This window comes from Sphingomonas phyllosphaerae (assembly GCF_036946485.1).
Lineage (GTDB): Bacteria > Pseudomonadota > Alphaproteobacteria > Sphingomonadales > Sphingomonadaceae > Sphingomonas > Sphingomonas phyllosphaerae_E.
This window is the reverse complement of sequence record NZ_JAQIJA010000001.1, coordinates 918968-941264: the sequence shown is the minus strand read 5'-3', so window position 1 is coordinate 941264 and position 22297 is coordinate 918968. Positions and strand designations below refer to the sequence as shown.

Here is a 22297-nt window from a genome sequence, read left to right as displayed (position 1 = left end):
CGATGCCCGGGCCGATCGTCATTTCGATGGGCGATCCTGCCGGGATCGGTCCCGAGACGATCGCGAAGGCATGGGACGCGCGCGTCGAACGTGGGCTGCCGCCTTTTGTCGCGGTGGGCGATCGCCGTTCGATCGCACGGGTTTGGAATGGCCCGGTCGCGCCGGTCTCCGACTTGAACGCGGTCGCAGAGGTGTTCCCGGACGCGCTGCCCGTCCTGACCGTGGAAGATGCCGGCGACATCGTCCCCGGCTTGCCGGACCCGGATGGCGCCCGCTGCGCCGTCCGCGCGCTGGAATTGGCGACCGGGCTGGTGCGGTCTGGCGCGGGACGGGCATTGGTGACCGGCCCGGTATCGAAAGCGCAATTGTATAAGATCGGCTTCACCTATCCCGGACAAACGGAGTTCGTCGCCGAGCGATGTGGCATTTCCAGAGACAATGCGGTGATGATGCTGGCCGGACCGGGGCTGCGCGTCGTGCCGATGACGACGCATGTCGCGCTGGCCGACGTGCCTGCCTTGCTGACGATCGACCTGATGCTGGCCAAGGCGCGGGTGACCGCACGGGCGATGGTGCGCAATTTCGGGATCGAGCGCCCGCGACTCGCCTTCGCCGGGCTCAATCCACACGCGGGCGAGGATGGCGCGCTGGGGCGTGAGGAAATCGACGTGATGCGCCCGGCGATCGAGTTGCTGCGCGCCGAGGGGATCGATGTGCGCGGGCCGCTGGCGGCGGACACGATGTTCCACGAGCGGGCGCGTGCGCATTACGATGTCGCGCTTTGCCCCTATCATGATCAGGCACTGGTACCGTTGAAGACCTTGTTCTTCGACGATGGTGTCAACATGACGCTGGGGCTGCCGATCGTCCGCACCTCACCCGACCATGGCACCGCGTTCGGGATTGCGGGCAAGGACCAGGCGCATCCCGGCGCGACGATCGCGGCGATCCTGATGGCCGATCACGCCGCCACGCACCGCAGCCGTACCGCCGCCCTCGCATGACCGCGCCGGACCTGCCGCCGCTGCGCGAAGTGATCGCGCGGCATGGACTGTCGGCGTCCAAGGCGCTGGGACAGAACTTCCTGTTCGACGCGCAATTGCTGAGCCGGATCGCGCGTATTCCGGGCGACCTGACCGACGCCGAGGTGCTGGAGATCGGCCCCGGGCCCGGCGGGCTGACGCGGGCGCTGCTGGCGCAAGGTGCGCGGGTGACGGCGATCGAGCGCGACCGGCGGTGCATTCCGGCGCTCGCCGAGCTGGAGGCGGCCTATCCAGGCAAGCTGCGCGTGATCGAAGGTGATGCAACCGAGATCGATGCGCGCACGCTGTTCGAGGGCGCGCCGCATATCGTCTCCAATCTGCCCTATAACGTCGGGACCGCGTTGCTGATCGGCTGGCTGTCCGCCGAATGGTTCCCGTGGTGGCAATCTCTGACGCTTATGTTCCAGCGCGAGGTGGCGGAGCGGATTGTCGCGCCGGTCGGCGGCGATGCTTATGGACGACTGGCGGTGCTGGCTCAGTGGCGATCGGCCGCGAAGATCGCGATGCCGGTCCACCGCTCGGCCTTCACCCCGCCGCCCAAGGTGATGTCGGCGGTGGTCCACATCACCCCCACCGACGCACCGGACGGCGTGGCGCTGTCGGCGCTGGAGCGGGTGACCGCCGCAGCGTTCGGGCAGCGGCGCAAGATGTTGCGCCAGTCGTTACGCGGCGTGCCCGGGGCGCTGGAGGCGCTGGAGGCCGAGGGGATCGACGCGACACGGCGCGCGGAAACGGTGAGCGTCGCGGAGTTCGTCGCCGTCGCCAGACGGTTGAGTTAACGCCTCAATCGTCCGACGTCGGTGCTGCGCCCGTTGCCGCGGTGGTGGTGTTCGCGCCGACCTGCGCCGTGGTGATCGGCGGCCCCTTGGCGATCACGGCGGCGAGCGTCGTCGCCTGCGGGCACGCGCCCTTGCACAGCGAACGCACCTTGGCGAGATTCTGCCGCGCGCGCTCGACCGCGCCCTTGGCGACCATCGCCTCGCCCTGCCCGGCCAAGGCATTGACGTCATTGGGTTCGAGCAACAGCGCCTCGCGATAGAGGCGGATCGCCTTGCCCGGCAGCCCGCGGGCCTCGGCCACTCCGGCCAAAGCCACGAACGCCTGACGGTTGCGCGGGTCGACGGTCACCGCGGTTTCGAGCAGGTCGGTCGCGCCGTCGAGATTGCCCGCCGCGCGCGCTGCCTTGCCCTGTTGCAACAAGGCCATGCTGCGCGCGTCGATCTGGTCGTCAGGCCGCTGCCCGTGGAGCGCGGTGGAGATCGACACCAGCGCCAGCGAGGCGGCCATGGCAATGGCGGTGAAACGCATGAACGGCTCCAGCTTCGACACGATCCGGCCCGGTTAGCATGGCGCCCGCAGCCGTGCGACGAAAAAACCGTCGGTGCCGTCATGCGCGGGGGTCAGGCGGGTGCCGGCGTGATGCGCGCGGCCGAACGGCAGCGTCAGCGGCTCGGCGTGCCAGCCGGGGTGCGCGGCGAGGAACGCGTCGACCTGCGCCGCGCCCTCCCCGTCGAGCAGCGAGCAGACGATGTAGACCAGCGCACCGCCGGGCTTCACCGCGCCCGCCCCGACCGACAGGACGTGGCGCTGCGTCTCGATCAGCCGGTCGAGCCGCGCCGGGGTGAGCCGCCAGCGCGCCTCGGGGTTGCGCCGCCACGTGCCGGTCCCCGAGCAGGGCGCGTCGATCAGCACGACGTCGGCCTGCACGTCCGCCAGCGCTTCGGCTTCGCGGTTGGGGTCGAGCAGCCGGGTCTCGATGATCGTCGCGCCGGCTTTCTCGGCGCGGGGGGCGAGCCGCGACAGCCGCGCGCGGTCGACATCGCTGGCGATGATCCGGCCCTCGTTGGCCATGTCGGCGGCCATCGCGAGGCTCTTGCCGCCTGCCCCAGCGCAGAGATCGAGCACGGTCATCCCCGGTGTGATAGCGGCAGCCTGCGTCACCGTCTGGCTCCCGGCGTCCTGCACCTCGAGCTTGCCGGCGTAGGCGGCGATGTCGCTGCCGGCGGGGAGCCGGCGCGCGAGCGGCAGGCCGGGGATGGGCGCGGCATCGGGAAGCTCGAGGTCGGCGTGGTCGGGGTGGAGGCGAACGTCGAGCGGCGCGCGGTCGATCAGGGCTTGCTGCTCGGCTTCGTCCAGCCCGGTGGCGGCGAGGCGCTCGCCGAGCCAGCGCGGGTGGAGGCCCTCGGCGGCGGGCGCTTCGTCGCCGATCGGTGCGGGACCGTGGGTGGAGCCGTCGAAGGTCGCGGCGAGCGCCGGGTCGGTCGCGGCGAGCGCGAGCATGGCGGCGCGGCCGTCGGCGGGGCGCTCGCCGAGCCGGCGGATCGCGGCGTAGACCAGCTCGCGCACCGCACGGCGATCCTTGGAGCCTGCGTAGCGGCGCTGCGCGAAATAGCGCGAGATCAATGTGTCGGCCGCCGCCCCGCCCTCGCGCGCGGCGGTGACGATCGCGTCGAGCAGGTCGATCGCGGCTTGCGTGCGGGCGGCGGGGGTCATCGTGGCGCTTTCGGGGTGAGAGGCGGATGGACGCGAATGTTGCGAATGTTGAGACGCTGGCGGGTTGGCGATGAGGCGCTTTCCCTACTTCTTTCGTCACCCCGGCGCAGGCCGGGGTCCAGCTGGGAGGCGCTCCGTGGCGCTCCCAATCGCTCCGTCACTGGACCCCGGCCTTCGCCGGGGTGACGGTGAATGGTGACGTCCGTCGCGTGAACGTCGGCACCCCCGCACGACACCGACCCTGTGTTCGCCCGCCGAAGAAGAAGAAGCGGGATCCCGGCGTTCGCCGGGATGACGGGTATGGGGCGGTGGTGGGACCGTTGACCACCCAAATTCCGCCGGCAGGCTTGAGCGAGCGTCATCCCCTGCTTTTGCCAGACCCGCGCCGCGTAGGACAGCGGCGCAGGTGTCGGCGCGTCAGCGGGTCGGATAATTCGGCGCCTCGCGGGTGATCGTCACGTCGTGGACGTGGCTTTCCTTGAGCCCCGCGCCGGTGATCTGGACGAACTGCGCGCGCGCCTGAAGATCCTTGATCGTCGCCGAACCGGTATAGCCCATCGCCGCCTTGATGCCGCCGACGAGCTGGTGGATCACGTCGCGCGCCGGGCCCTTGTAGGGCACCTGCCCCTCGATCCCCTCGGGCACCAGCTTGAGCTGGTCGCGGACCTCGCCCTGGAAATAGCGGTCGGCCGAGCCGCGGCCCATCGCGCCGACACTGCCCATGCCGCGGTAGGATTTGTACGCACGCCCCTGATACAGGAAGGTTTCGCCCGGCGCTTCCTCCGTCCCGGCGAGCAGCGAGCCGACCATGCAGGTCGAGGCGCCCGCCGCCAGCGCCTTGGCGAGATCGCCCGAGGTGCGCAGCCCGCCGTCGGCGATCACCGGCACGCCGGCCTTGGCCGCCGCCTCGGCGCAGTCCATCACCGCGGTCAGCTGCGGCACGCCGACGCCCGCGACGACGCGCGTAGTGCAGATCGAGCCCGGGCCGATTCCGACCTTGATCCCGTCCGCGCCCGCGTCGATCAGCGCGCGGGTCGCCTCACCGGTGGCGACGTTACCGGCGACTACCTGCACCGCGTTCGACAGCTTCTTGACGCGCTCGACCGCGCGCGCGACCTCGCTGTTGTGGCCGTGCGCGGTGTCGATGACGATCAGGTCGCATTCGGCGTCGACCAGCGCCTCGGTACGGCCGAAGCCCTTGTCGCCGACCGTGGTGGCGGCGGCGACGCGCAGCCGGCCGGCGGCGTCCTTGGTCGCCTCGGGGTACATGACCGCCTTCTCGATGTCCTTGACGGTGATGAGCCCGACGCAGCGATAGGCGTCGTCGACGACCAGCAGCTTCTCGATGCGGCGCTGATGGAGCAGGCGGCGCGCCTCTTCCTTCGCCACGCCGGTCGAGACGGTGACGAGGTTCTCGCGCGTCATCAGCTCGGCGACCGGCTGGTTGGGGTTCTCGGCGAAGCGCACGTCGCGGTTGGTGAGGATGCCTACCAGCTTGCCGTCGCTCTCCACCACCGGGATGCCGCTGATCCGGTGCGCGGCCATCAGCGCCTGCGCCTGCGCGAGTGTCGCCTGCGGCGCGATCGTGATCGGGTTGACGACCATCCCGCTCTCGAAGCGCTTGACCTGCCGCACCGCCGCGACCTGTTCGTCGACGGTCAGGTTGCGGTGGAGCACGCCCATCCCGCCGAGCTGCGCCATGACGATCGCCATGTCGGCCTCGGTGACGGTGTCCATCGCCGAGGAGAGGACGGGGATGTTGAGCGAGATGCCGCGCGTCACCTGCGTCCGCGTATCGGCCTCGCCGGGGAGCACGCTCGACTCCGCCGGCACGAGCAGCACGTCGTCGAAGGTAAGGCCGAGGCGGATGTTCATGGAACGCCGAATCCTGTGGGGTGAGGAAGTGGCGCGCCATGTAACCGCATCGGGGGCGGACGGCTAGTACCCTGCCCGCATCCGCTGCCCCGATCATTGTCGTCACCCCGGCCTTGCGCCGGGGTCCCGCTTCCTCCGCGTTGGATAGGAAGCGGGACCCCGGATCAAGTCCGGGGTGACGGCGAAGCTTGGGGGTACGTTGTTCGTCATTGCGAGCGTAGCGAAGCAATCCAGGGCCACAGCCCGGACGCTCTGGATTGCTTCGCTCCGCTCGCAATGACGGTTGGCGGTCAGGCGTCGGCCTTTACCGCCTTGGGCGCGGCCTCGCGGACGCCCTGGTCGACGTGTTCGGCGAATTGCGCGAAATTGTCGTTGAACAGGTCGACCAGCTTTGCCGCGGTAGCGTCATAGTCGGCCTTGTCGGCCCAGGTCGCGCGCGGATCGAGGATCGCGCTGTCGACTCCGGGCACCGCCACCGGCACCTTGAACCCGAAATTGGGATCGGTGCGGAATTCGACATCGTTCAGGCTGCCGTCGAGCGCGGCGTTCAGCAGCGCGCGGGTCGCCTTGATCGGCATCCGGTGTCCCGTGCCGTACTTGCCGCCGGTCCAGCCGGTGTTGACCAGCCAGCAATCGACCCCGCCCTTCGCGATCCGCTCCTTGAGCAGATTGCCGTAGACCGACGGGTGGCGCGGCATGAACGGCGCGCCGAAGCAGGTCGAGAAGGTCGCGTCGGGCTCGGTCACGCCGATCTCGGTGCCCGCGACGCGCGCGGTATAGCCCGACAGGAAGTGGTACATCGCCTGATCCGGGGTCAGCTTGGCGATCGGGGGCAGGATGCCGTACGCGTCGGCGGTCAGCATCACGATGCTGCGCGGCGTGCCGCCCATATTTTCCTTCGACGCATTCGGGATGAAGTCGATCGGATAGGCGCCCCGGCTGTTCTCGGCGAGGCTGTTGTCGTCGAGGTCGAGTTGGCGCGTCACCTCGTCCATCACGACGTTTTCGAGCACGGTGCCGAAGCGCTTGGTGGTGGCGAAGATCTCCGGCTCGGCCTCGGGCGAGAGGCGGATCATCTTGGCGTAGCAGCCGCCCTCGAAATTGAAGACCGCATCGTCGGACCAGCCGTGCTCGTCGTCACCGATCAGCGTGCGCTTGGGATCGGCGGACAACGTGGTCTTGCCGGTGCCCGACAGGCCGAAGAACACCGCGGTCCGCCCGTCCGCGCCCATGTTCGCCGAGCAGTGCATCGGCATCACGCCGGTCGGCGGGAGCAGATAGTTGAGGATGCCGAACACCGACTTCTTCATCTCGCCGGCATAGCGCGTGCCGCCGATCAGGATCAGCTTTTCGGTCATGTTGACCGCGATCACCGTCTCGCTGCGGCAGCCGTGGTGCGCGGGATCGGCGCGGAAGCTGGGCAGGTCGATGATCGTGTAATCGGGGACGAAGCCCTTGAGGTCCTTCTCCTCGGGGCGGACCAGCATCGTGCGGATGAACAGATTGTGCCACGCCAGCTCGTTGATGACGCGGACGCGGACGCGGTGCGACGGCTGCGACCCGCCGTACAGGTCCTGCACGAACAGGTCGCTCTTCGCGCCGAGCGCGGCGAGGAAGTCGGCCTTGAGCGCGGCGAAATGCGCCGGCTCCATCGCCTTGTTCGACTTGCCCCACCAGACGGTCGATTCGGTCTCGGCATCGCGGACGATGAACTTGTCCTGCGCCGAGCGGCCGGTGTGCGCGCCGGTTTCGACGACCAGCGGGCCGTCGGCGGAGAGCTTGCCCTCGCTGCGCGCGACCGCGGCCTCGGTCAGGCGGGCGGTGACGAGGTTCCAGTGCAGCGTGGCGCGGGTTTCGATGCCCTGCGTCTCCAGCCCGGCGTCGGGAATGCGATGGCTCAAAGGTCCGTCCTCCAATGGGCGCCTTCAGGGGCGCGTTCGATGACGGCGAAATACGCCGCCCGAACGCTGGCGTCAAACATGTTAAACACATGACAGCCATGCGTCGTTCTTGTTGAGCGCGGCGGCGCTTTGGCTTACCCCCTGCCCTTCTGATGCACGGGACCAATCCATGACCGCCACGATCGCGCTGGTCGACGACGATCGCAACATCCTGACCTCGGTGTCGATTGCGCTGCAGGCCGAGGGGTTCATGACCCGGCTGTATTCGGACGGCGAGGCGGCGCTGAAGGCGCTGACCGACAATCCGCCCGACCTCGCGATCTTCGACATCAAGATGCCGAAGATGGACGGGCTGGAGCTGCTGCGGCGATTGCGCGAGAAGAGCCGGCTGCCGGTGATCTTCCTGACCAGCAAGGACGACGAGCTGGACGAGGCGCTGGGGCTGGCGATGGGCGCGGACGATTATATCGCCAAGCCGTTCAGCCAGCGGCTGCTGATCGCGCGCATCCGCGCGATCCTGCGCCGTACCGAGCCGGCGCAGGCGGGCGCGGAGGGCGAGGCCGAGACGCAGGGCCCGATCGAGCGCGGGCGGCTGGTGATGGACCCGGCGCGGCACCGCGTGACGTGGGACGGCAAGCCCGTTACGCTGACCGTCACCGAATTCCTGATCCTCGAAACGCTGGCGCAGCGGCCCGGGATCGTGAAGACGCGCAACCAGTTGATGGACGCGGCCTACCAGGACGACATCTACGTCGACGACCGCACCATCGACAGCCACATCAAGCGCGTGCGCCGCAAGTTCCGCGAAGCCGACCCCGCCTTCGACTCGATCGAGACGCTCTATGGCGCCGGCTACCGCTTTTCGGAGGAGTGACGCCGCTGAGCAGGCGCGGGCGTGGTCGGGCAAGGTCTCGCTCACGCCGCGTATCCTCGCGGTCAACGTGCTCGCGCTGCTGTTGCTGGCGGGCGGGTTCTTCTATCTTGAATCGTTCCGCAGCCGTATCCTCGACCAGCGCTCGACCCAGGCCGCGCGTGAGGTGCGGTTGATGGCCGAGGCGCTCGCGCCGATCGCGCCGGCGCGGCGGAACACGACAATCGCGCAACTGGCGCGCGAAACTGGTACGCGCGTCCGACTGTACGATCGCGGCGGTACCTTGCTTGCCGACAGTCGCGCGCTGGGCGTCGCCAATTTCCGGCTCGACGATCCCGACGACGACCCGCTCGCACGGCGCAGCGCGCGCTGGCTGGACGCCGCGATCGACCGGATCGTCCGCGCCCCGCTCGCCCCCGGTTATCGCGAGCAGCGCGACGGCCGGCGCTGGCCCGATGTGCGCGCGGTCTTCACGGGCGCGGCCAGCGCACAACACCTGTGGCGCGCGCCGGACCGCACGCCGGTCATCACCGCCGCCGCGCCGCTCGGTCGCGATCTGGCGCTGCTGACCGCGGTCAATGCACGCGACGTCACCGAGCGGGTGCGCGCCGAGCGCTATCGGTTGAGCGTGGTGGTGCTGGTGGCGAGCGCGATCTCGATCGGGCTGTCGCTGTTCCTGGCGCGGACGATCGTCGTGCCGCTCCGGCTGCTCGCCCGCGCGGCGGTGCGCGTGCGGCTGGGGCGCGCGCGCGAGGTGACGGTGCCGCGGCTGCCCGAGCGGCGCGACGAGATCGGGATGCTGGCACGCGCGCTGTCCGACATGACGCTGGCGCTGCGTGCACGGATCGACGCGACCGAGGCGTTTGCCGCCGACGTGACGCACGAACTGAAGAACCCGCTCGCCTCGCTCCGCTCGGCGACCGACGCGTTGGGTCGGGTCGAGGACCCGGCGTTGCGGGCCAAGCTGCTGGCGATCGTCAACGACGACGTTCACCGGCTCGACCGGCTGATCAGCGACATTTCCGAGGCGTCGCGGCTCGACGCGCAATTGAGCCGCGCGACCTTCGAACCGGTCGATGTCGCGGCGATGTTGGCAGCGATGGTCGGCGAGCGCGAGGCGCGCGGGCCGGCGCATGACGTGCGCGTGCGCTTCGATCCGCTCGACGACGATCTGGTCGTGGCCGGCGAAGGCGCGCGGCTGGAGCGGGTGTTCGCCAATCTGATCGACAATGCGATTTCCTTCTCGCCCGAAGGCGGCACCGTGACGATCGCGGCGCGGCGCGACCGCTCAATGCTGGAGGTCTGGGTCGAGGACGAGGGGCCGGGCGTGCCGGAGGAAGCGCGTGAGGCGATCTTCCGGCGCTTCCACTCGGTGCGGCCGTCGCAGGAGACATTCGGACAGCATTCCGGGCTGGGACTGGCGATCGCGCGGACGATCGTCGAGGCGCACCAGGGCGAGATCGGGGTCGAATCGCGCGAGGACCGGCTGAGCGGCGCGCGCTTCGTGGTGCGGCTGCCGCTGGCGACGCGCGCGTGACCGTGACGATCCATGCGACCTGCGTCGCGATCGGCGCGCGCGGCGTGCTGCTGACCGGGCCGTCGGGTGCGGGCAAAAGCGATCTGGCGATGCGACTGATCGACCGCGGGGCCGTTCTGGTCGCCGATGACTATACCGTGCTTTCACAGGAGGATGGCGTGCTGATCGCGCGCTCCCCCGCCACGATCGCCGGGCGGATGGAGGTGCGCGGGATCGGGATCGTCGCGCGCCCGGCGTGCACGGCGGTGCCGGTCGCGCTGTCGGTGGTGCTCGCCAGCGAGGACGAGCGGATGCCCGAACCGCGCGCCATCATGCTCGACGGCGTCGCCGTTCCCGAAGTCGTGATCGATCCGCGCTGGCCGTCCGCTCCGATCAAGGTGGAATGGGCGCTCGCAGAACAACCGCCTGTCAGAGAGGCCGAGCGATGAACGAAGTGCTGCTGGTGACCGGCATGGCCGGGGCGGGTGTCTCCACCGTGCTGAAAACGCTGGAGGATCTCGGTTGGGAGACGATCGACAACGTGCCGTTGTCGCTGTTGCCGCGTGTCGTCGCACCGCCCGTCGACCCCGACGAGGCCCCTCGCCCGCTGGCGATCGGCTTCGGAACGCGAACGCGCAACTTCGACGCCGATACCGCGCTGCGCCGCTTCGAGGAATTGCGCCAGCGCGGCGACAATGTCGGGCTGCTGTTCCTCGACTGTTCGGGCGAGGAGCTGACGCGGCGTTTCGCCGAGACGCGCCGCCGCCACCCGCTCGCCGACGATCGCCCCGCGGTGGAGGGTATCCAGCGCGAGCGGCGCCTGCTCGCGCCGCTGCGCGAGCGCGCCAACCGGCTGATCGACACGACGACATTCAAGGCCAACACGCTGGCGCAGCAGGTCCGCGAGGCGTTCGCGCGCGACACCGGGGTCGGCACCACGCTGACGATCGAATCGTTCGGTTTCGCGCGCGGCATCCCGGCAGGAGTCGACATGGTGTTCGACATGCGCTTCCTGCGGAACCCGCATTGGGACCCGGCGCTGCGTCCCCATACGGGACAGGATCCGGCGGTGGCGGCCTATATCGCCGCCGATCCGGCGTATGAGGAAGCGGTGGGCAAGATCGAGGATTTGCTGCTGCTGCTGCTGCCGCGGTACCGGGCCGAGGGAAAGCCCTACGTCACGGTGGCGTTCGGTTGCACCGGCGGCAAGCACCGCTCGGTCCATGTCGCGGAGCGCGTGGCTGGACGGTTGCGCGACGCGGGATTATGCCCCACCATCGTGCATCGGGACCTTGCGGCGGCCCCGCAGGATGCGCTCGAGGGACGCCCACAGGGTCAATGAACGGATTGTCGAAGCAAATGTCGGGGCCAGTGATCGGTTTGGTGCTCGTCACCCACGGGCGGCTCGCCGATGAATTCGTGGTCGCGATGGAGCATGTCGTCGGCCCGCAGCGGCAGGTGCGCACGGTCGCGATCGGGCCGGAGGATGATATGGAGGCACGCCGCGCCGACATCGCCGCCGCGATTGCCGAGGTCGACGAAGGCCGCGGCGTGATCGTGCTGACCGACCTGTTCGGCGGCACGCCCTCCAATCTCGCGATCTCGCTGATGGAGCGCGGCCGCGTTGAGGTGATCGCGGGGATCAACCTGCCGATGCTGATCCGGCTGGAGTCGGCGCGCAAGGCGATGACCGTTGTCGCAGCGGTCGCCGCCGCGCGCGAGGCGGGGCGCAAGTATATCTCGGTCGCATCCGAGGTGCTGGGCGAGGCCGCGGCATGACGGTGTCTCGCACGGTCGAGGTCACCAATCGCCGCGGGCTGCATGCGCGCGCCAGTGCCAAGTTCGTGACGCTCGCCAGTGGTCAGCCCGCGCCGGTGAAGGTCGCCAAGGGCGATTCGGAGGTGATCGGGACGTCGATCATGGGGCTGATGATGCTCGGCGCCGCCAAGGGCGATCACATCACCATCTCGGCCGAGGGCGAGCAGGCCGAGGGCGTGGTCGACACGATGTGCGCGCTGGTCGAGGGCAAGTTCGGCGAGGACTGATCCTCCGCCGGCCCTTCCTCATGCCCAAGGTCATTACCTCCTTCTCCAATCCGCTGGTCAAGCGCGTGCAGGCGTTGCGCGACAAGCGGCACCGCCGCGAGGAAGGGCTTTTCCTCGCCGAGGGGCTGCGCATCCTGACCGAGGCGCGCGAGACCGGGCGGATCCCGCGCATCCTGTTCTTCGCCGCGGCAAGCGCCGGCCATCCGCTGGTCCGCGCGCTGATCGACGCGGTCGAGGCGGATTACGGCGAGGCTGTCGAGACGACGCCCGACATCCTTTCCAAACTGTCGGGCAAGGACAATCCGCAGGCGGTGGTCGGCGTCTTCGACACGTTCGAGACAACGCTGGGCGAGCTGGACCGCAGTGCCGCGCCGATCTGGCTGGTGGCGGAGCGGCTGCGCGATCCGGGCAATCTCGGCACGATCCTGCGCACCGGCGATGCGGTCGGCGCGGGCGCGCTGATCCTCATCGATGAGTGCGTCGATCCGTTCTCGACCGAGGCGGTGCGCGCGAGCATGGGGGCGCTGTTCACGGTACCGATCGTGCGGGTGATCTGGCCCGAGTTCCTGGCGTGGCTGCGCGAGGGGCCGGGGCAATTGGTCGGGCTGAGTTTGCAGACCGACAACGGCTATCGCGACGCGCCCTATGCCGCGCCGACCTTCCTGCTGACCGGCAACGAGGCACAGGGGCTGCCGGAGGAATATGAGGCCGAGTGCGATTTGCTGGTGAAGATGCCGATGCTGGGCAAGGCGGATAGCCTGAATGCGGCGGTGGCGACGGCGGTGATGGCCTATGAGGTGCTGGCGCGGCACCGGTGAGGGGAGTGCGTCCGGTCGTTCAGCTTACGTAACGATCTTGGTTGCGATACAATCGTGCCATGTCGATTCTACCGCTCCTGCTGCTCACCCTCGCGCCCGTCGGAAGCTCGGCAACTGCGGCTGCGACCGGAACCTCGACCGTAGATTGCCAGATGCCGCCGGGCTGGGACGAAGTGGAACACACACGTCCCCGATACGTCGTGTTCGGCGAGCAACATGGAACCCGCGAGGCTCCGGCGTTCGTGTCGGATGTCGTCTGCGCGCTGGCCGCTCGCGGCAAACGCGTGCTGCTGGCGATCGAACATCCAGTCACCGATGATGCGGCGTTGCGTAAAGCGTGGGCGCTGCCCGACGAGAGCTTCGCCGACGCCCTGCTTCGCACCGCATGGACACCGACCGACGATGGCACCCATAGCCAGGCGATGTTCGACATGCTCGTGCGTCTCCATCGTCAAAAGACCCGAGGCGCGCCGATTTCCGTTACCGCCTTCAACGGGATGCGCGATGAAGCGCAGGAAAAGCGCTGGGCCCACCTGCCTTCACAGGGGCCGCATGAGGCGGCGCAGGCCGAGAACATCCGTACTGCCGCGGCGCAGGAAGAATATGATCTGGTGATCGTGCTGGTCGGCAACTTCCACGCCAGCCGTCGCGCGCTCAACGAAGGCGGCGGACGGTTCGAACCGATGGCCAGCCATCTCGCGCGATCAGGGCCGACGATCAGCCTGAACTTGCGATCGTCCGGCGGCACCAGCTGGAATTGCTCGACCAAGCCCAACGTCCATTACGAAGTCGGCCGTCCGCTGCCACCCAATGCCATTCAATGTGGCAACTCCGCTCTTCGCGATCGGCCCGATGTGCATCAGCCGCGATCCATGCACATCGGTGCGCTGCCGCGCGAGAAGGCAGTACCGGAGTTCGACGGCTTCTTCTGGGTGCAACGAACCTCCGGCTCAGCGCCGAAAAAGACGCGATAGCTGCCGCGCCGCCGCTATTCCGCCGCATCCTCCACCGCGACCAATTTCGTCAGCGGGCGTGCGGCCTGCTCGCCGACCGGAAGCGGGTCGAGCGTCTTGTTGCCGGTGTCGATGTTGAGCGTCTCGAAGCGGCGCGCGCTGGTCAGCACCTGGCTCTCCAGGCTGCCGACGAAGCTGTTGTACGCGCCCATCGCGGTATCAAGGTTCTTGCCGAGCCGCGCGACATGCCCGCCCATCACCGCGAGCCGCTGATAGAGTTCCTTGCCGAGCGCGCCGATCTCCTGCGCCTCGCGCGCCAGCTTCTCCTGCCGCCACACCGCCGAGACGGTCCGCGCGATCGCGATCAGGTTGGTCGGCGTGGCGAGCAGCACGCGGCGCTCGAAGGCATAATCCCACAGCCCGGCGTCATGTTCGAGCGCGGCGGAGAGGAAATGCTCGCCGGGGACGAACATCACGACATATTCGGGCGCGTCGTCGAACTGCGTCCAATAGGCCTTGGCGCCGAGCGCGTTGACGTGCGCGCGCATCGAGGCGGCGTGCGCGGCGAGCCCCAGTTGCCGCTCGGCCTCGTCGACCGCGCCGAAGGCGTCCTGATAGGCGTTGAGCGACACCTTGGCGTCGACGATCAGCGACTTGCCACCGGGCACGCGGACGATCGCGTCGGGGCGGAGCCGCGCGCCCTCCTCGCCGGTGACGCTCACCTCCATGCGGAAGTCGGTGTGCTCGGCGAGCCCGCACGATTCGAGGACGTTGCGGAGCTGCTGCTCGCCCCAGCGCCCCCGCGCCTTGGGGGCGTTGCGGAGCGCGTTGACCAGCTTGGCCGCCTCGCCGGAAACGCGCTCCTGCCCGACGCGCATCGCCTCGATCTGGCCCTTGAGTTCACCGAAGGCGTCGCGACGTTCGGCCTCGATCTTTGCCACGCCTTCCTCATAACGAAGCAGGCGATCGTTGACCGGCTGGAGCAAGGCGCGGAGCCCCTGCCCCGACTGCTCCTCGGCCTGGCGGAAGCGCGCCTCGGCGCGTTCGAGAAACTGCTTCTGCGCTTCCCCCAGCGCGTTCTGCGCGACCTCGCGAAAGCGCAGGCTCATCTCGTCGGCGGCGGCACGCAGGTCGGCGATGCGCTGCTCGGCGGCGCGACCTTCCGCCTCCAGCCGCGAGACCTGCAACCGCGCGGCCTCGCGCTCGTCGCGCACCTGCGTCAGTTCGGTACGAAGCGTCTCGGCGGCGCGGGCGCGCTCCTCGGCGCCGGCAAGATCGGTAATCGCGCGCTTGAACTGTTCGGCCTGCCCATCACGCTCGCGGCGGTAGCCGTCCGCCTCGCGCTTGCCGGCGAGCCAGCCGAGCAACGCACCGAGCGCGAGCGCGACCAGCGCGACGAGGATATAGTCGATCATGCCCGGAACATAGATCGAACGATGCGCCGGGGACAACCGTTAATTGGCGCCCTCGCCTAGCGCGGTCAGCCGCGGCGCAGCTTGTCGAGCTTCTTGAGCAGCATCCCGCGCTTCAGCCGAGAGATATGGTCGATGAACAGCACGCCGTTCAGATGGTCGATCTCATGCTGCATACATGTCGACATTAGTCCATCGAACTCGGCCTCCTGTCGCGCGCCCTCGGTGTCGAGCCACGTCACGCGGCAGCGCGTCGGGCGCGTGACCTCGGCATATTGCTCTGGGATCGACAGGCAGCCTTCGTTGTAGCTGGAGGTTTCCTCGCTAAGCCACGTGATTTCCGGGTTGATGAAGGCCTGCGGGTCGCGCGCGGCCTCGCGTGGCTCGCCTTCCTCCAGCTCCCGCTCCTGCAGGTCGATGACGACGATCCGCTGCATGATGCCGACCTGCACCGCCGCCAGCCCGATGCCATGCGCGTCGTACATGGTGTCGAACATGTCGGTAACGATCGCGCGGACGGTGTCGTTCACCTCCGAAACGGGTTCTGCGGTCTCGCGCAGGCGCGCGTCGGGGACTTCTACGATCGGGAGAATGGCCATAGCGCGGGGCTAGAAGCGCGTCGCCGGCCCGTCAAGCGACCGGGCGACGTGCGCGCAGCGCCTGCGCCAGCGTGCCCTCGTCGAGATAATCAAGCTCGCCGCCGACCGGCAAGCCATGCGCAAGCTGCGTGAGCCGGACCGGATAACGCTCCAGCCGCTCGGCGAGATAATGCGCGGTGGTCTGGCCTTCGAGCGTCGCGTTCATCGCCAGCACGACCTCGTCGACCGCGCCACCGGCGACCCGTGCGATCAGCCCTTCGATCGCAAGGTCCTCGGGACGGACGCCTTCGAGGGCCGACAACCGTCCACCAAGCACATGGAAGCGGCCGGGAAACAGGCGGCCGCGTTCCAGCGCCCATAGGTCGCTGACGTCCTCCACCACGCAAAGACTGCGGGGATCGCGGCGCGGATCGGCGCAGATCTGGCACGGGTCGCTGGTGTCGACATTGCCGCAAATTCCGCAGGTTGCGAGCCGCTCCTCCACCGCTGTCAACGCGGCACGCAGTGGCGCGAGCGATGCCTCGCGGCGCTTGAGCAGATGGAGCACCGCGCGCCGCGCCGAGCGCGGGCCGAAACCGGGGAGTCGCGCCAGCGCGCTCGTCAGCGCCTCGATCTCAGGGGATGCCATGCGGAACAGATAGGGGGTTGCGCGGCGCGCCGCCAGCGTGTCGAGAGGAGCGATGCGGATCATCTTCATGGGAACTCCGGCGTTCGCGGTGCCGACGCTGGAAGCGCTGGTTGCGGACGGACACGATGTGGTCGCGGCGTACAGCCAGCCGCCACGACCAGGCGGGCGGCGCGGACGTGAACTGGTGCGCTCGCCGGTGCATATCCGGGCCGAGGAACTGGGCGTGCCGGTGCTGACGCCGGTGACGTTGCGGGACGCGGACGCGCAGGCGGCGTTCGTCGCGCATGGGGCCGATGTTGCGGTCGTCGCGGCTTATGGGCTGATTTTGCCGCGTACCGTGCTGGAAGCACCGCGGCTCGGATGTCTGAACGTCCACGGATCGCTCCTGCCGCGTTGGCGTGGAGCAGCGCCGGTGCAGCGTGCGATCCTGGCCGGCGATGCCGAAACCGGAGTCGGGATCATGCAGATGGAAACCGGGCTCGATACCGGACCGGTGCGGCTGGAGGGGCGAACCTCCATCGGTGGCAAGAACGCGGGGCAACTGACGGACGAGTTGTCCGAAATGGGCGCGCGATTGATGGCGCAGGTCTTGCGCGATCCCGACAGGTATCCGCCGGTGCCACAGCCGCAGGACGGCGTCACCTACGCCGAAAAGATCCGCAAGGAAGAAGCACGGATCGAGTTCGGCGCGGATGCGACGCAGGTGGTGCGGCAGGTCGCGGCCTTTTGTCCGGTGCCGGGCGCGTTCTTCGAACATGCAGGCGAGCGGGTGAAGGTGCTGGAGGCCGGCGTCGTCACGAAAGGCGGCGCGCCGGGCACGGTGCTCGACGACGAATTGACGATTGCCTGTGGCAGCGGCGCGGTCCGCCCGATGCGGGTGCAGCGCGCCGGACGCGGGGTGATGAGCGTCGCGGAATTGTTGCGCGGGTTCGCCATTCCGGTCGGTACCCGGCTGTGACGCGCTATGCGCTGACCGTCGAATTCGACGGGCGGCCGTTCATGGGCTGGCAGCGGCAGGCGCATGGCCCCAGCGTGCAACAGGCGATCGAGGACGCAGCGCTGGCGGTGACCGGCGAGGCGGCGGTGGTGCATTGCGCGGGGCGCACCGACGCCGGGGTGCACGGGATCGGAATGCGCGCGCATCTCGATATCGCCAAGCCGATCGGCGCATTCCGGCTGGGCGAGGCGCTCAACGCGCGGCTGCGGCCGGCGCCGGTCGCGGTCCTCGCCTGCGTCGAGGTCCCGGAGGATTTTCACGCGCGTTTTTCGTGCCTTGCGCGGTCTTATGAATATCGCATCGTCAATCGGCGCAGCCCGCTGACCTTCGAAAAGGGACTGGCTTGGCAAATTCCCCAGCCGCTCGACGCAGGAAAGATGCACGAGGCAGCGCAGTCGCTGGTCGGGCAGCATGACTATACCACCTTCCGCTCGGCGCATTGCCAGTCGGCGAGCCCGGTGAAGTCGATCGACTGGTTCGAGGTGAGCCGCGAGGGGGAGCGGGTGACGGCACGCGTCGAGGCGCGGTCCTTCCTCCACCATCAAGTGCGATCGATGGTCGGCTGTCTCGCGCTGGTCGGGATGGGGCGGTGGTCGAAGCGCGACCTCGCCGACGCCCTCCACGCTGCGGATCGCGGGCGGCTCGGGCTGAATGCGCCGCCCGACGGGTTGTTCTTCGTGAAGGCGTCCTATCCCGGCGACCGGCTGAAGCGCGACGCCAGCTCGACATGGGTCGACCAGCGGAACTGACCGACCGGCTGGACCCAGTCGAGTGTGTAGCCAGCCTTGCACAATTCCTGAGCATCGCGTGCGAAGCTGCTGGGATTGCACGAGATATAGGCGATAGTCGTGACCGTCGAGGCGGCGAGTTGCAGCACCTGTTCCCGAGCGCCCGGGCGTGGCGGGTCAAGGACGATCGCGTCGAAACGATTTAGCTCGGCGGTGGTGAGCGGACGGCGGAACAGGTCGCGATGCTCGGTGAACACCGGCCGCTGCGCCCGGCCGGCTGCAGCCTTCAGGGCCATGATCGCGTCGCGCGCGCCCTCGGCGGCATAGACCCGCCCGCCCATCGACAGCGCGAACGTGCCGAGCCCGGCGAAGAGATCGGCGACGATCCGCGCCCCCTGCACCGCCTCGCGTGCGGCGCCGACCAGCGCGGCCTCGCCCTCGACGGTCGCCTGGAGGAAGGCAGCCGGCGGCAGCGGGACCGGCACGCCGCCCAGCGTGATCGTCACCGGCTCGGGCTCCCACCGGACTTCCGGCCCCATGCCGTCGTCGAATGCGATCCGCGCAACGCCGTTCGCCTGCGCGAAGGCGGTGAGTGCGTCATGATGGGCGAGGCCCTCGGGCGCGACGCCTTTGACGAGCACGTCGACCCCCTGATCGGCCAGCGTCAGATGCACGTCGAGACGACGTTTGGCCTTGAACGTCGGGAGCAAGCGCTTGAGCGGGCGGACCAAAGCGAACAACGCGGGCGCGAGCACATGGCATTCGTGAAGATCGACGATCTGGTGGCTGCGCTCCCCGGTGAAGCCGATGCGGCCTGATGGCTCGACATGCAGCGAGGCCCGGCGGCGCGTGCGCGGCGGCGACAGCGCGGGAGGGCGGATCGGCGCGCTGACGCCCTGGGCAGAAAGCGCGGATGCGATGCGATCGGTGATGAACGCGGACCAGCTCGCGTCGTCGAGATGCTGGAGCTGGCACCCGCCGCATTCGGGATAATGGCGGCACGGCGGATTGATATGATGCGGGCCGGGCAGGATCGCGCCGTCATCGGCGATCGTGTCGCCGGGCGCCGCGAGCGCGACATGCCGGCCATCGGCGGTGACGCCCTCGCCCCGCGCCGCGACCCGGACGATCACGCTCATGCCCGCGCTCCCGCCAGAGCGCGGGCGAGTTCGTCGGCGATGAAGGCCGGGCCGAGCCGCCGTGCGGCCTCCGCGTGCAGCCACACGCCGGCCGCCGCGGCACCCAGCGGTGCGCGCCCGCCCGCCAGCATCGCCGCGATCGCGCCCGCCAGCACGTCGCCGGAGCCCGCCGTCGAGAGCCAGGAACTCGCCTCCCCCGCCAGCATCGCGCGTCCGTCCGGCGCGGCAATGACGGTATCGGGTCCCTTGAAGACGACGATTGCGCCGGCGCGCGCGGCCGCCTGGCGCGCGGCGGCGAGCTTGCTGCCCGCCGGCTTGCCGAACAACGCCGCGAACTCGCCGGCATGGGGGGTCAGGATCGATGGCGCGGCGCGCGCGCGCAGGCGATCGGGCGAGACGAGGTGGAGCGCCTCGCCATCGACGATGAGCGGGTGATCGGTGGCAAGTGCCTGATCGAGGAGGGCACGCGCTTCGTCGTCGCGGCCGAGCCCGGGGCCGATGAGCAGCGCGCCGATCCGCTGGTCGGCGAGCGCGGCGTCGTCGCAGCGGCGACGGACGAGCGCGTGCGGCGCGCCGGGGATGGTCGCGCCGAGCAGTTCGACATAACCCGCCCCCGAATGCATCGCCGCCTGTGCCGCGAGTTGCGCAGCGCCTGCCATGCGGCCGCGAACGACCGCGACCATGCCGCGGGTGAATTTGTGTGCGTCGACCGCAGGGGCGCTCAGATCGGGTGGCGCGAGGACATGCGTGTCGCTGTCGACCGCGACCCCGATTGGAACCACGCGCACCGCCCCACATCGCGCGGCGGCCGGCTGGAGCAGGAGCGCCGGCTTCACCGCACCAAGCGCGAGCGTTACGTGGAACGTCGGGACCTCCCCCAACAGCGCGCCATCGTCGGTGCCGACCCCGCTCGGCACGTCGACCGCGATGGCGAGATTTGCGTGCTTAGCCAATGCCTTGAGCGCCACTTCTATGTCGGCGTCGAGCGCGCGCGACAGGCCGGTGCCGAACAGTGCATCGACCAGCACCGGTGCGGGAGCGGCGGTGGCGAGCGGTTCGACCGGGCCGGTCCACAGCGCACGGGCGGCGATCGCCGCCGGACTGCGGGGTTCGGCGGCGGCGGCGACGCGGACCTTGCGCCCGGCGGCGTGGAGCCGGGCGGCGGCGACATACCCATCGCCGCCGTTGTTGCCGGGGCCACACACGATCAGCACTTCATTGACGCCGGCAAGCCGCCGGACGGCATCGGCAACGCCGGCTCCGGCCCGCTGCATCAGCGTATCGACACTCGTGCCAGTGGCGATGGCGGCATCTTCCGCCGCGCGCATCTGAGCGGCGGTGAGCACGGGGGTTCCGGCGATCGGGATCATCACCGCCGCCTACCCGCTGGCGACAGCGGAGTGAAGTGGTTCGTTAGCGAGGGTCGTCGGGATGAAACAAATATCGTCATTGCGAGCGTAGCGACGCAATCCAGAGCCGGATCAGGACGCCTCCGATTGCTTCGCCCGCTCGCAAGGACGAAAGTGCCTCAGATGTCGGCGTAGACGTGCCGCTCCGCCTTCGCGCCGGGATGAGTCACCGCGCCCTTGTACGCGGGACCGACATTCTGCGCATATCGCCACAACGCGCCCGCGCCATAATCGTTCTGGCGTGCCTGCCAGCGCCCGCGGCGTTCGGTGAGAGTTGCTTGGTCGACGAGCAGGTCGATCGTTCCCACCTCCGCGTCGATGCGGATCGGGTCGCCGTCCTCGACCAAGGCGATCGGCCCGCCCTCGGCGGCCTCCGGGCCGACATGGCCGATGCAGAAGCCGCGCGTGCCGCCCGAGAAGCGCCCGTCGGTGATGAGCGCCACCTTTTCGCCGAGACCCAGGCCGTAGAGCGCGGCGGTGGTGGAGAGCATTTCGCGCATCCCCGGCCCACCCTTCGGCCCTTCATAGCGGATGATGATGACCTCACCCTCGGCGATCGAGCGCGCCTCGACCGCGGCGAAGGCGTCCTCCTCGCAGTCGAAGCAGCGCGCCGGCCCCTCGAACTGGAGGCGGTTCATCCCCGCGACCTTCACGATCGCTCCATCGGGGGCGAGCGAGCCGCGCAGGCCGACGACGCCGCCGGTCGGGGTGATCGGGGTGGAGACGTCGTAGATGACCTTCTGGTCGGGGTTCCAGGTCACCTGGTCGATGTTCTCGCCCAGCGTCTTGCCGGTGACGGTCAGGCAATCGCCATCGAGCAGTCCGCCCGCCAGCATCGTCTTCATCAGCATGTAGACGCCGCCGGCCTCGTACATGTCCTTGGCGACGTACTTACCGCCTGGCTTCAGGTCGGCGATGTAAGGCGTTGATTTAAATGCCTCAGCGACGTCGAACAGGTCGAAATCGATCCCGGCCTCGCTCGCCATCGCCGGCAGATGCAGCGCGGCGTTGGTCGAACCGCCGGTCGCGGCCACGACACGCGCGGCGTTGATGAAAGCGCTGCGCGTGCAGATGTCGCGCGGGCGCAGGTTGCGCGCGACCAGCTCCATCACCTGCGCGCCGGCCGCCACCGCGATCTGTTCGCGGGTCGTATAGGGCGCGGGGACCATGTTGCTGTTCGGGAGCGACAGGCCGATCGCCTCGCCGACGCAGGCCATGGTGTTGGCGGTGAACTGCCCGCCACATGCGCCGTGGCCGGGACAGGCGACCTTTTCCAGCTCATGAACCTCGGACAAGGGGCAGGTGCCGGCGGCATATTTGCCGACCACCTCGAAGACGTCGACGACGGTGACGTCGCGATCGTGGAAGCGGCCGGGGAGGATCGAGCCGCCGTAGACGAAGATCGACGGGATGTTGAGCCGCAGCATGGCCATCATCATGCCGGGCAACGACTTGTCGCAGCCAGCGAAGCCGACGAGCGCGTCATAGCAATGGCCGCGTACCGACAGTTCGACCGAATCGGCGATCACCTCGCGGCTGACCAGCGACGATTTCATCCCCTGGTGCCCCATCGCGATTCCGTCGGTGACGGTGATCGTGTTGAAGCGGCGTGGCATCCCCCCGCCCTGCTCCACGCCGCGGCGCGCCGCATCGGCCTGATCGTTGAGGGTGGTGTTGCACGGCGCGCTGTCGTTGCCCGCCGAGGCGAGCGCGACGAACGGGCGTGCGATCTCCTCTTCGGTGAGGCCCATCGCATAATAATAGCTGCGATGGGGCGCGCGTTCGGGGCCGACCGACACATGGCGGCTCGGCAGGCGGGACTTGTCAAAGGTCTGGGTCATATCGCGCACGCCTATGTCGCCGAAGGCGG

The 22297-nt window shown here is 69.1% G+C and carries 22 protein-coding genes; 12 read left to right on the top strand and 10 right to left on the bottom strand.

What is annotated here, in order from left to right; genetic code table 11:
* Window positions 1-2: 2 nt before the first annotated feature.
* On the top strand, window positions 3-1004 hold the full coding sequence (gene pdxA / locus PGN16_RS04595) for a 4-hydroxythreonine-4-phosphate dehydrogenase PdxA (RefSeq protein WP_335308216.1): 1002 nt from the start codon (window positions 3-5) through the stop codon (window positions 1002-1004).
* The gene (gene rsmA, locus PGN16_RS04590; RefSeq protein ID WP_335308215.1) at window positions 1001-1822 is read left to right on the top strand and encodes a 16S rRNA (adenine(1518)-N(6)/adenine(1519)-N(6))-dimethyltransferase RsmA; all 822 of its coding nucleotides are present in this window, start codon (window positions 1001-1003) and stop codon (window positions 1820-1822) included. Before pdxA ends, rsmA begins: the two co-directional genes overlap by 4 nt.
* Before the next feature lie 4 nt (window positions 1823-1826).
* Here the strand turns inward: rsmA and PGN16_RS04585 are convergent, their stop codons facing one another.
* The 4 genes from PGN16_RS04585 to PGN16_RS04570 form a co-directional block, all read right to left on the bottom strand.
* Complete coding sequence (locus PGN16_RS04585) at window positions 1827-2351, bottom strand: tetratricopeptide repeat protein (RefSeq protein ID WP_335308214.1); 525 nt, start codon at window positions 2349-2351, stop codon at window positions 1827-1829.
* A 33-nt stretch (window positions 2352-2384) separates the two neighbouring features.
* Window positions 2385-3536, bottom strand: a complete 1152-nt coding sequence (locus tag PGN16_RS04580) for an RsmB/NOP family class I SAM-dependent RNA methyltransferase (RefSeq protein ID WP_335308213.1) — start codon at window positions 3534-3536, stop codon at window positions 2385-2387.
* Window positions 3537-3953: 417 nt separating this feature from the next.
* A complete protein-coding gene (gene guaB / locus PGN16_RS04575; protein ID WP_184032563.1) occupies window positions 3954-5411 on the bottom strand; it encodes an IMP dehydrogenase in 1458 nt (485 codons plus the stop codon).
* A gap of 290 nt (window positions 5412-5701) precedes the next feature.
* Window positions 5702-7312 carry a phosphoenolpyruvate carboxykinase gene (locus PGN16_RS04570; RefSeq protein ID WP_335308212.1) on the bottom strand — a complete coding sequence of 537 codons (1611 nt, stop codon included), beginning with the start codon at window positions 7310-7312 and terminating at the stop codon, window positions 5702-5704.
* A 169-nt stretch (window positions 7313-7481) separates the two neighbouring features.
* Between PGN16_RS04570 and PGN16_RS04565 the strand changes: the two genes are divergently transcribed.
* From PGN16_RS04565 to PGN16_RS04530, 8 genes are read left to right on the top strand one after another with little or no spacing between them, the layout of a single operon-like run.
* Complete coding sequence (locus PGN16_RS04565) at window positions 7482-8186, top strand: response regulator transcription factor (protein ID WP_335308211.1); 705 nt, start codon at window positions 7482-7484, stop codon at window positions 8184-8186.
* Window positions 8155-9720 carry a stimulus-sensing domain-containing protein gene (locus PGN16_RS04560; protein WP_335308210.1) on the top strand — a complete coding sequence of 522 codons (1566 nt, stop codon included), beginning with the start codon at window positions 8155-8157 and terminating at the stop codon, window positions 9718-9720. The genes PGN16_RS04565 and PGN16_RS04560 overlap by 32 nt, the downstream gene beginning before the upstream one ends.
* Window positions 9717-10148, top strand: a complete 432-nt coding sequence (locus PGN16_RS04555) for an HPr kinase/phosphorylase (protein ID WP_335308209.1) — start codon at window positions 9717-9719, stop codon at window positions 10146-10148. Before PGN16_RS04560 ends, PGN16_RS04555 begins: the two co-directional genes overlap by 4 nt.
* Window positions 10145-11041, top strand: coding sequence for an RNase adapter RapZ (gene rapZ / locus PGN16_RS04550; protein WP_335308208.1), 897 nt, complete (start codon window positions 10145-10147; stop codon window positions 11039-11041). Before PGN16_RS04555 ends, rapZ begins: the two co-directional genes overlap by 4 nt.
* A 29-nt stretch (window positions 11042-11070) precedes the next feature.
* Window positions 11071-11478, top strand: a complete 408-nt coding sequence (locus PGN16_RS04545) for a PTS sugar transporter subunit IIA (RefSeq protein ID WP_028965961.1) — start codon at window positions 11071-11073, stop codon at window positions 11476-11478.
* Window positions 11475-11744 (top strand): HPr family phosphocarrier protein, encoded by a 270-nt coding sequence (locus PGN16_RS04540; RefSeq protein ID WP_335308207.1) that lies wholly within the window; start codon window positions 11475-11477, stop codon window positions 11742-11744. Before PGN16_RS04545 ends, PGN16_RS04540 begins: the two co-directional genes overlap by 4 nt.
* A gap of 20 nt (window positions 11745-11764) precedes the next feature.
* A complete protein-coding gene (locus PGN16_RS04535) occupies window positions 11765-12562 on the top strand; it encodes a TrmH family RNA methyltransferase (RefSeq protein ID WP_335308206.1) in 798 nt (265 codons plus the stop codon).
* Window positions 12563-12621: 59 nt separating this feature from the next.
* Window positions 12622-13536: a hypothetical protein gene (locus tag PGN16_RS04530; protein ID WP_335308205.1), complete on the top strand. Its 915-nt coding sequence runs from the start codon at window positions 12622-12624 to the stop codon at window positions 13534-13536.
* A gap of 14 nt (window positions 13537-13550) precedes the next feature.
* Here the strand turns inward: PGN16_RS04530 and PGN16_RS04525 are convergent, their stop codons facing one another.
* The 3 genes from PGN16_RS04525 to recR all read right to left on the bottom strand — a co-directional run bounded on the left by PGN16_RS04525 (window position 13551) and on the right by recR (window position 16154).
* Entirely contained in the window at window positions 13551-14930 is a 1380-nt protein-coding gene (locus tag PGN16_RS04525) for a DNA recombination protein RmuC (RefSeq protein WP_335308204.1), read from the bottom strand.
* 65 nt (window positions 14931-14995) lie between these two features.
* Window positions 14996-15526 (bottom strand): peptide deformylase, encoded by a 531-nt coding sequence (def, locus tag PGN16_RS04520; RefSeq protein WP_335308203.1) that lies wholly within the window; start codon window positions 15524-15526, stop codon window positions 14996-14998.
* Window positions 15527-15557: 31 nt separating this feature from the next.
* Entirely contained in the window at window positions 15558-16154 is a 597-nt protein-coding gene (gene recR / locus PGN16_RS04515) for a recombination mediator RecR (RefSeq protein WP_335308386.1), read from the bottom strand.
* A gap of 52 nt (window positions 16155-16206) precedes the next feature.
* Between recR and fmt the strand changes: the two genes are divergently transcribed.
* Both fmt and truA read left to right on the top strand, forming a co-directional pair.
* A complete protein-coding gene (gene fmt / locus PGN16_RS04510) occupies window positions 16207-17112 on the top strand; it encodes a methionyl-tRNA formyltransferase (protein ID WP_335308202.1) in 906 nt (301 codons plus the stop codon).
* Window positions 17109-17900 (top strand): tRNA pseudouridine(38-40) synthase TruA, encoded by a 792-nt coding sequence (gene truA / locus PGN16_RS04505; protein ID WP_335308201.1) that lies wholly within the window; start codon window positions 17109-17111, stop codon window positions 17898-17900. The genes fmt and truA overlap by 4 nt, the downstream gene beginning before the upstream one ends.
* Here truA and PGN16_RS04500 read toward each other — a convergent pair.
* The 3 genes from PGN16_RS04500 to ilvD all read right to left on the bottom strand — a co-directional run bounded on the left by PGN16_RS04500 (window position 17840) and on the right by ilvD (window position 22268).
* Entirely contained in the window at window positions 17840-19018 is a 1179-nt protein-coding gene (locus PGN16_RS04500; RefSeq protein WP_335308200.1) for a class I SAM-dependent RNA methyltransferase, read from the bottom strand. The two genes, truA and PGN16_RS04500, sit on opposite strands and share 61 nt — an antisense overlap.
* Window positions 19015-20388, bottom strand: coding sequence for an NAD(P)H-hydrate dehydratase (locus tag PGN16_RS04495; RefSeq protein ID WP_335308199.1), 1374 nt, complete (start codon window positions 20386-20388; stop codon window positions 19015-19017). Before PGN16_RS04495 ends, PGN16_RS04500 begins: the two co-directional genes overlap by 4 nt.
* 158 nt (window positions 20389-20546) lie before the next feature.
* The gene (gene ilvD / locus PGN16_RS04490) at window positions 20547-22268 is read right to left on the bottom strand and encodes a dihydroxy-acid dehydratase (protein WP_335308198.1); all 1722 of its coding nucleotides are present in this window, start codon (window positions 22266-22268) and stop codon (window positions 20547-20549) included.
* Between the last annotated feature and the right edge of the window lie 29 nt (window positions 22269-22297).

Bases quoted from the DNA above. Each gene is read 5' to 3' on its own strand.
- pdxA (WP_335308216.1), top strand. From the start codon at position 3: ATGCCCGGGCCGATCGTCATTTCGATGGGCGATCCTGCCGGGATCGGT.
- rsmA (WP_335308215.1), top strand. From the start codon at position 1,001: ATGACCGCGCCGGACCTGCCGCCGCTGCGCGAAGTGATCGCGCGGCAT.
- PGN16_RS04585 (WP_335308214.1), bottom strand. From the start codon at position 2,351: ATGCGTTTCACCGCCATTGCCATGGCCGCCTCGCTGGCGCTGGTGTCG.
- PGN16_RS04580 (WP_335308213.1), bottom strand. From the start codon at position 3,536: ATGACCCCCGCCGCCCGCACGCAAGCCGCGATCGACCTGCTCGACGCG.
- guaB (WP_184032563.1), bottom strand. From the start codon at position 5,411: ATGAACATCCGCCTCGGCCTTACCTTCGACGACGTGCTGCTCGTGCCG.
- PGN16_RS04565 (WP_335308211.1), top strand. From the start codon at position 7,482: ATGACCGCCACGATCGCGCTGGTCGACGACGATCGCAACATCCTGACC.
- PGN16_RS04560 (WP_335308210.1), top strand. From the start codon at position 8,155: ATGGCGCCGGCTACCGCTTTTCGGAGGAGTGACGCCGCTGAGCAGGCG.
- rapZ (WP_335308208.1), top strand. From the start codon at position 10,145: ATGAACGAAGTGCTGCTGGTGACCGGCATGGCCGGGGCGGGTGTCTCC.
- PGN16_RS04540 (WP_335308207.1), top strand. From the start codon at position 11,475: ATGACGGTGTCTCGCACGGTCGAGGTCACCAATCGCCGCGGGCTGCAT.
- PGN16_RS04535 (WP_335308206.1), top strand. From the start codon at position 11,765: ATGCCCAAGGTCATTACCTCCTTCTCCAATCCGCTGGTCAAGCGCGTG.
- PGN16_RS04530 (WP_335308205.1), top strand. From the start codon at position 12,622: ATGTCGATTCTACCGCTCCTGCTGCTCACCCTCGCGCCCGTCGGAAGC.
- PGN16_RS04525 (WP_335308204.1), bottom strand. From the start codon at position 14,930: ATGATCGACTATATCCTCGTCGCGCTGGTCGCGCTCGCGCTCGGTGCG.
- def (WP_335308203.1), bottom strand. From the start codon at position 15,526: ATGGCCATTCTCCCGATCGTAGAAGTCCCCGACGCGCGCCTGCGCGAG.
- recR (WP_335308386.1), bottom strand. From the start codon at position 16,154: ATGGCATCCCCTGAGATCGAGGCGCTGACGAGCGCGCTGGCGCGACTC.
- fmt (WP_335308202.1), top strand. From the start codon at position 16,207: ATGCGGATCATCTTCATGGGAACTCCGGCGTTCGCGGTGCCGACGCTG.
- PGN16_RS04500 (WP_335308200.1), bottom strand. From the start codon at position 19,018: ATGAGCGTGATCGTCCGGGTCGCGGCGCGGGGCGAGGGCGTCACCGCC.
- PGN16_RS04495 (WP_335308199.1), bottom strand. From the start codon at position 20,388: ATGATCCCGATCGCCGGAACCCCCGTGCTCACCGCCGCTCAGATGCGC.
- ilvD (WP_335308198.1), bottom strand. From the start codon at position 22,268: ATGACCCAGACCTTTGACAAGTCCCGCCTGCCGAGCCGCCATGTGTCG.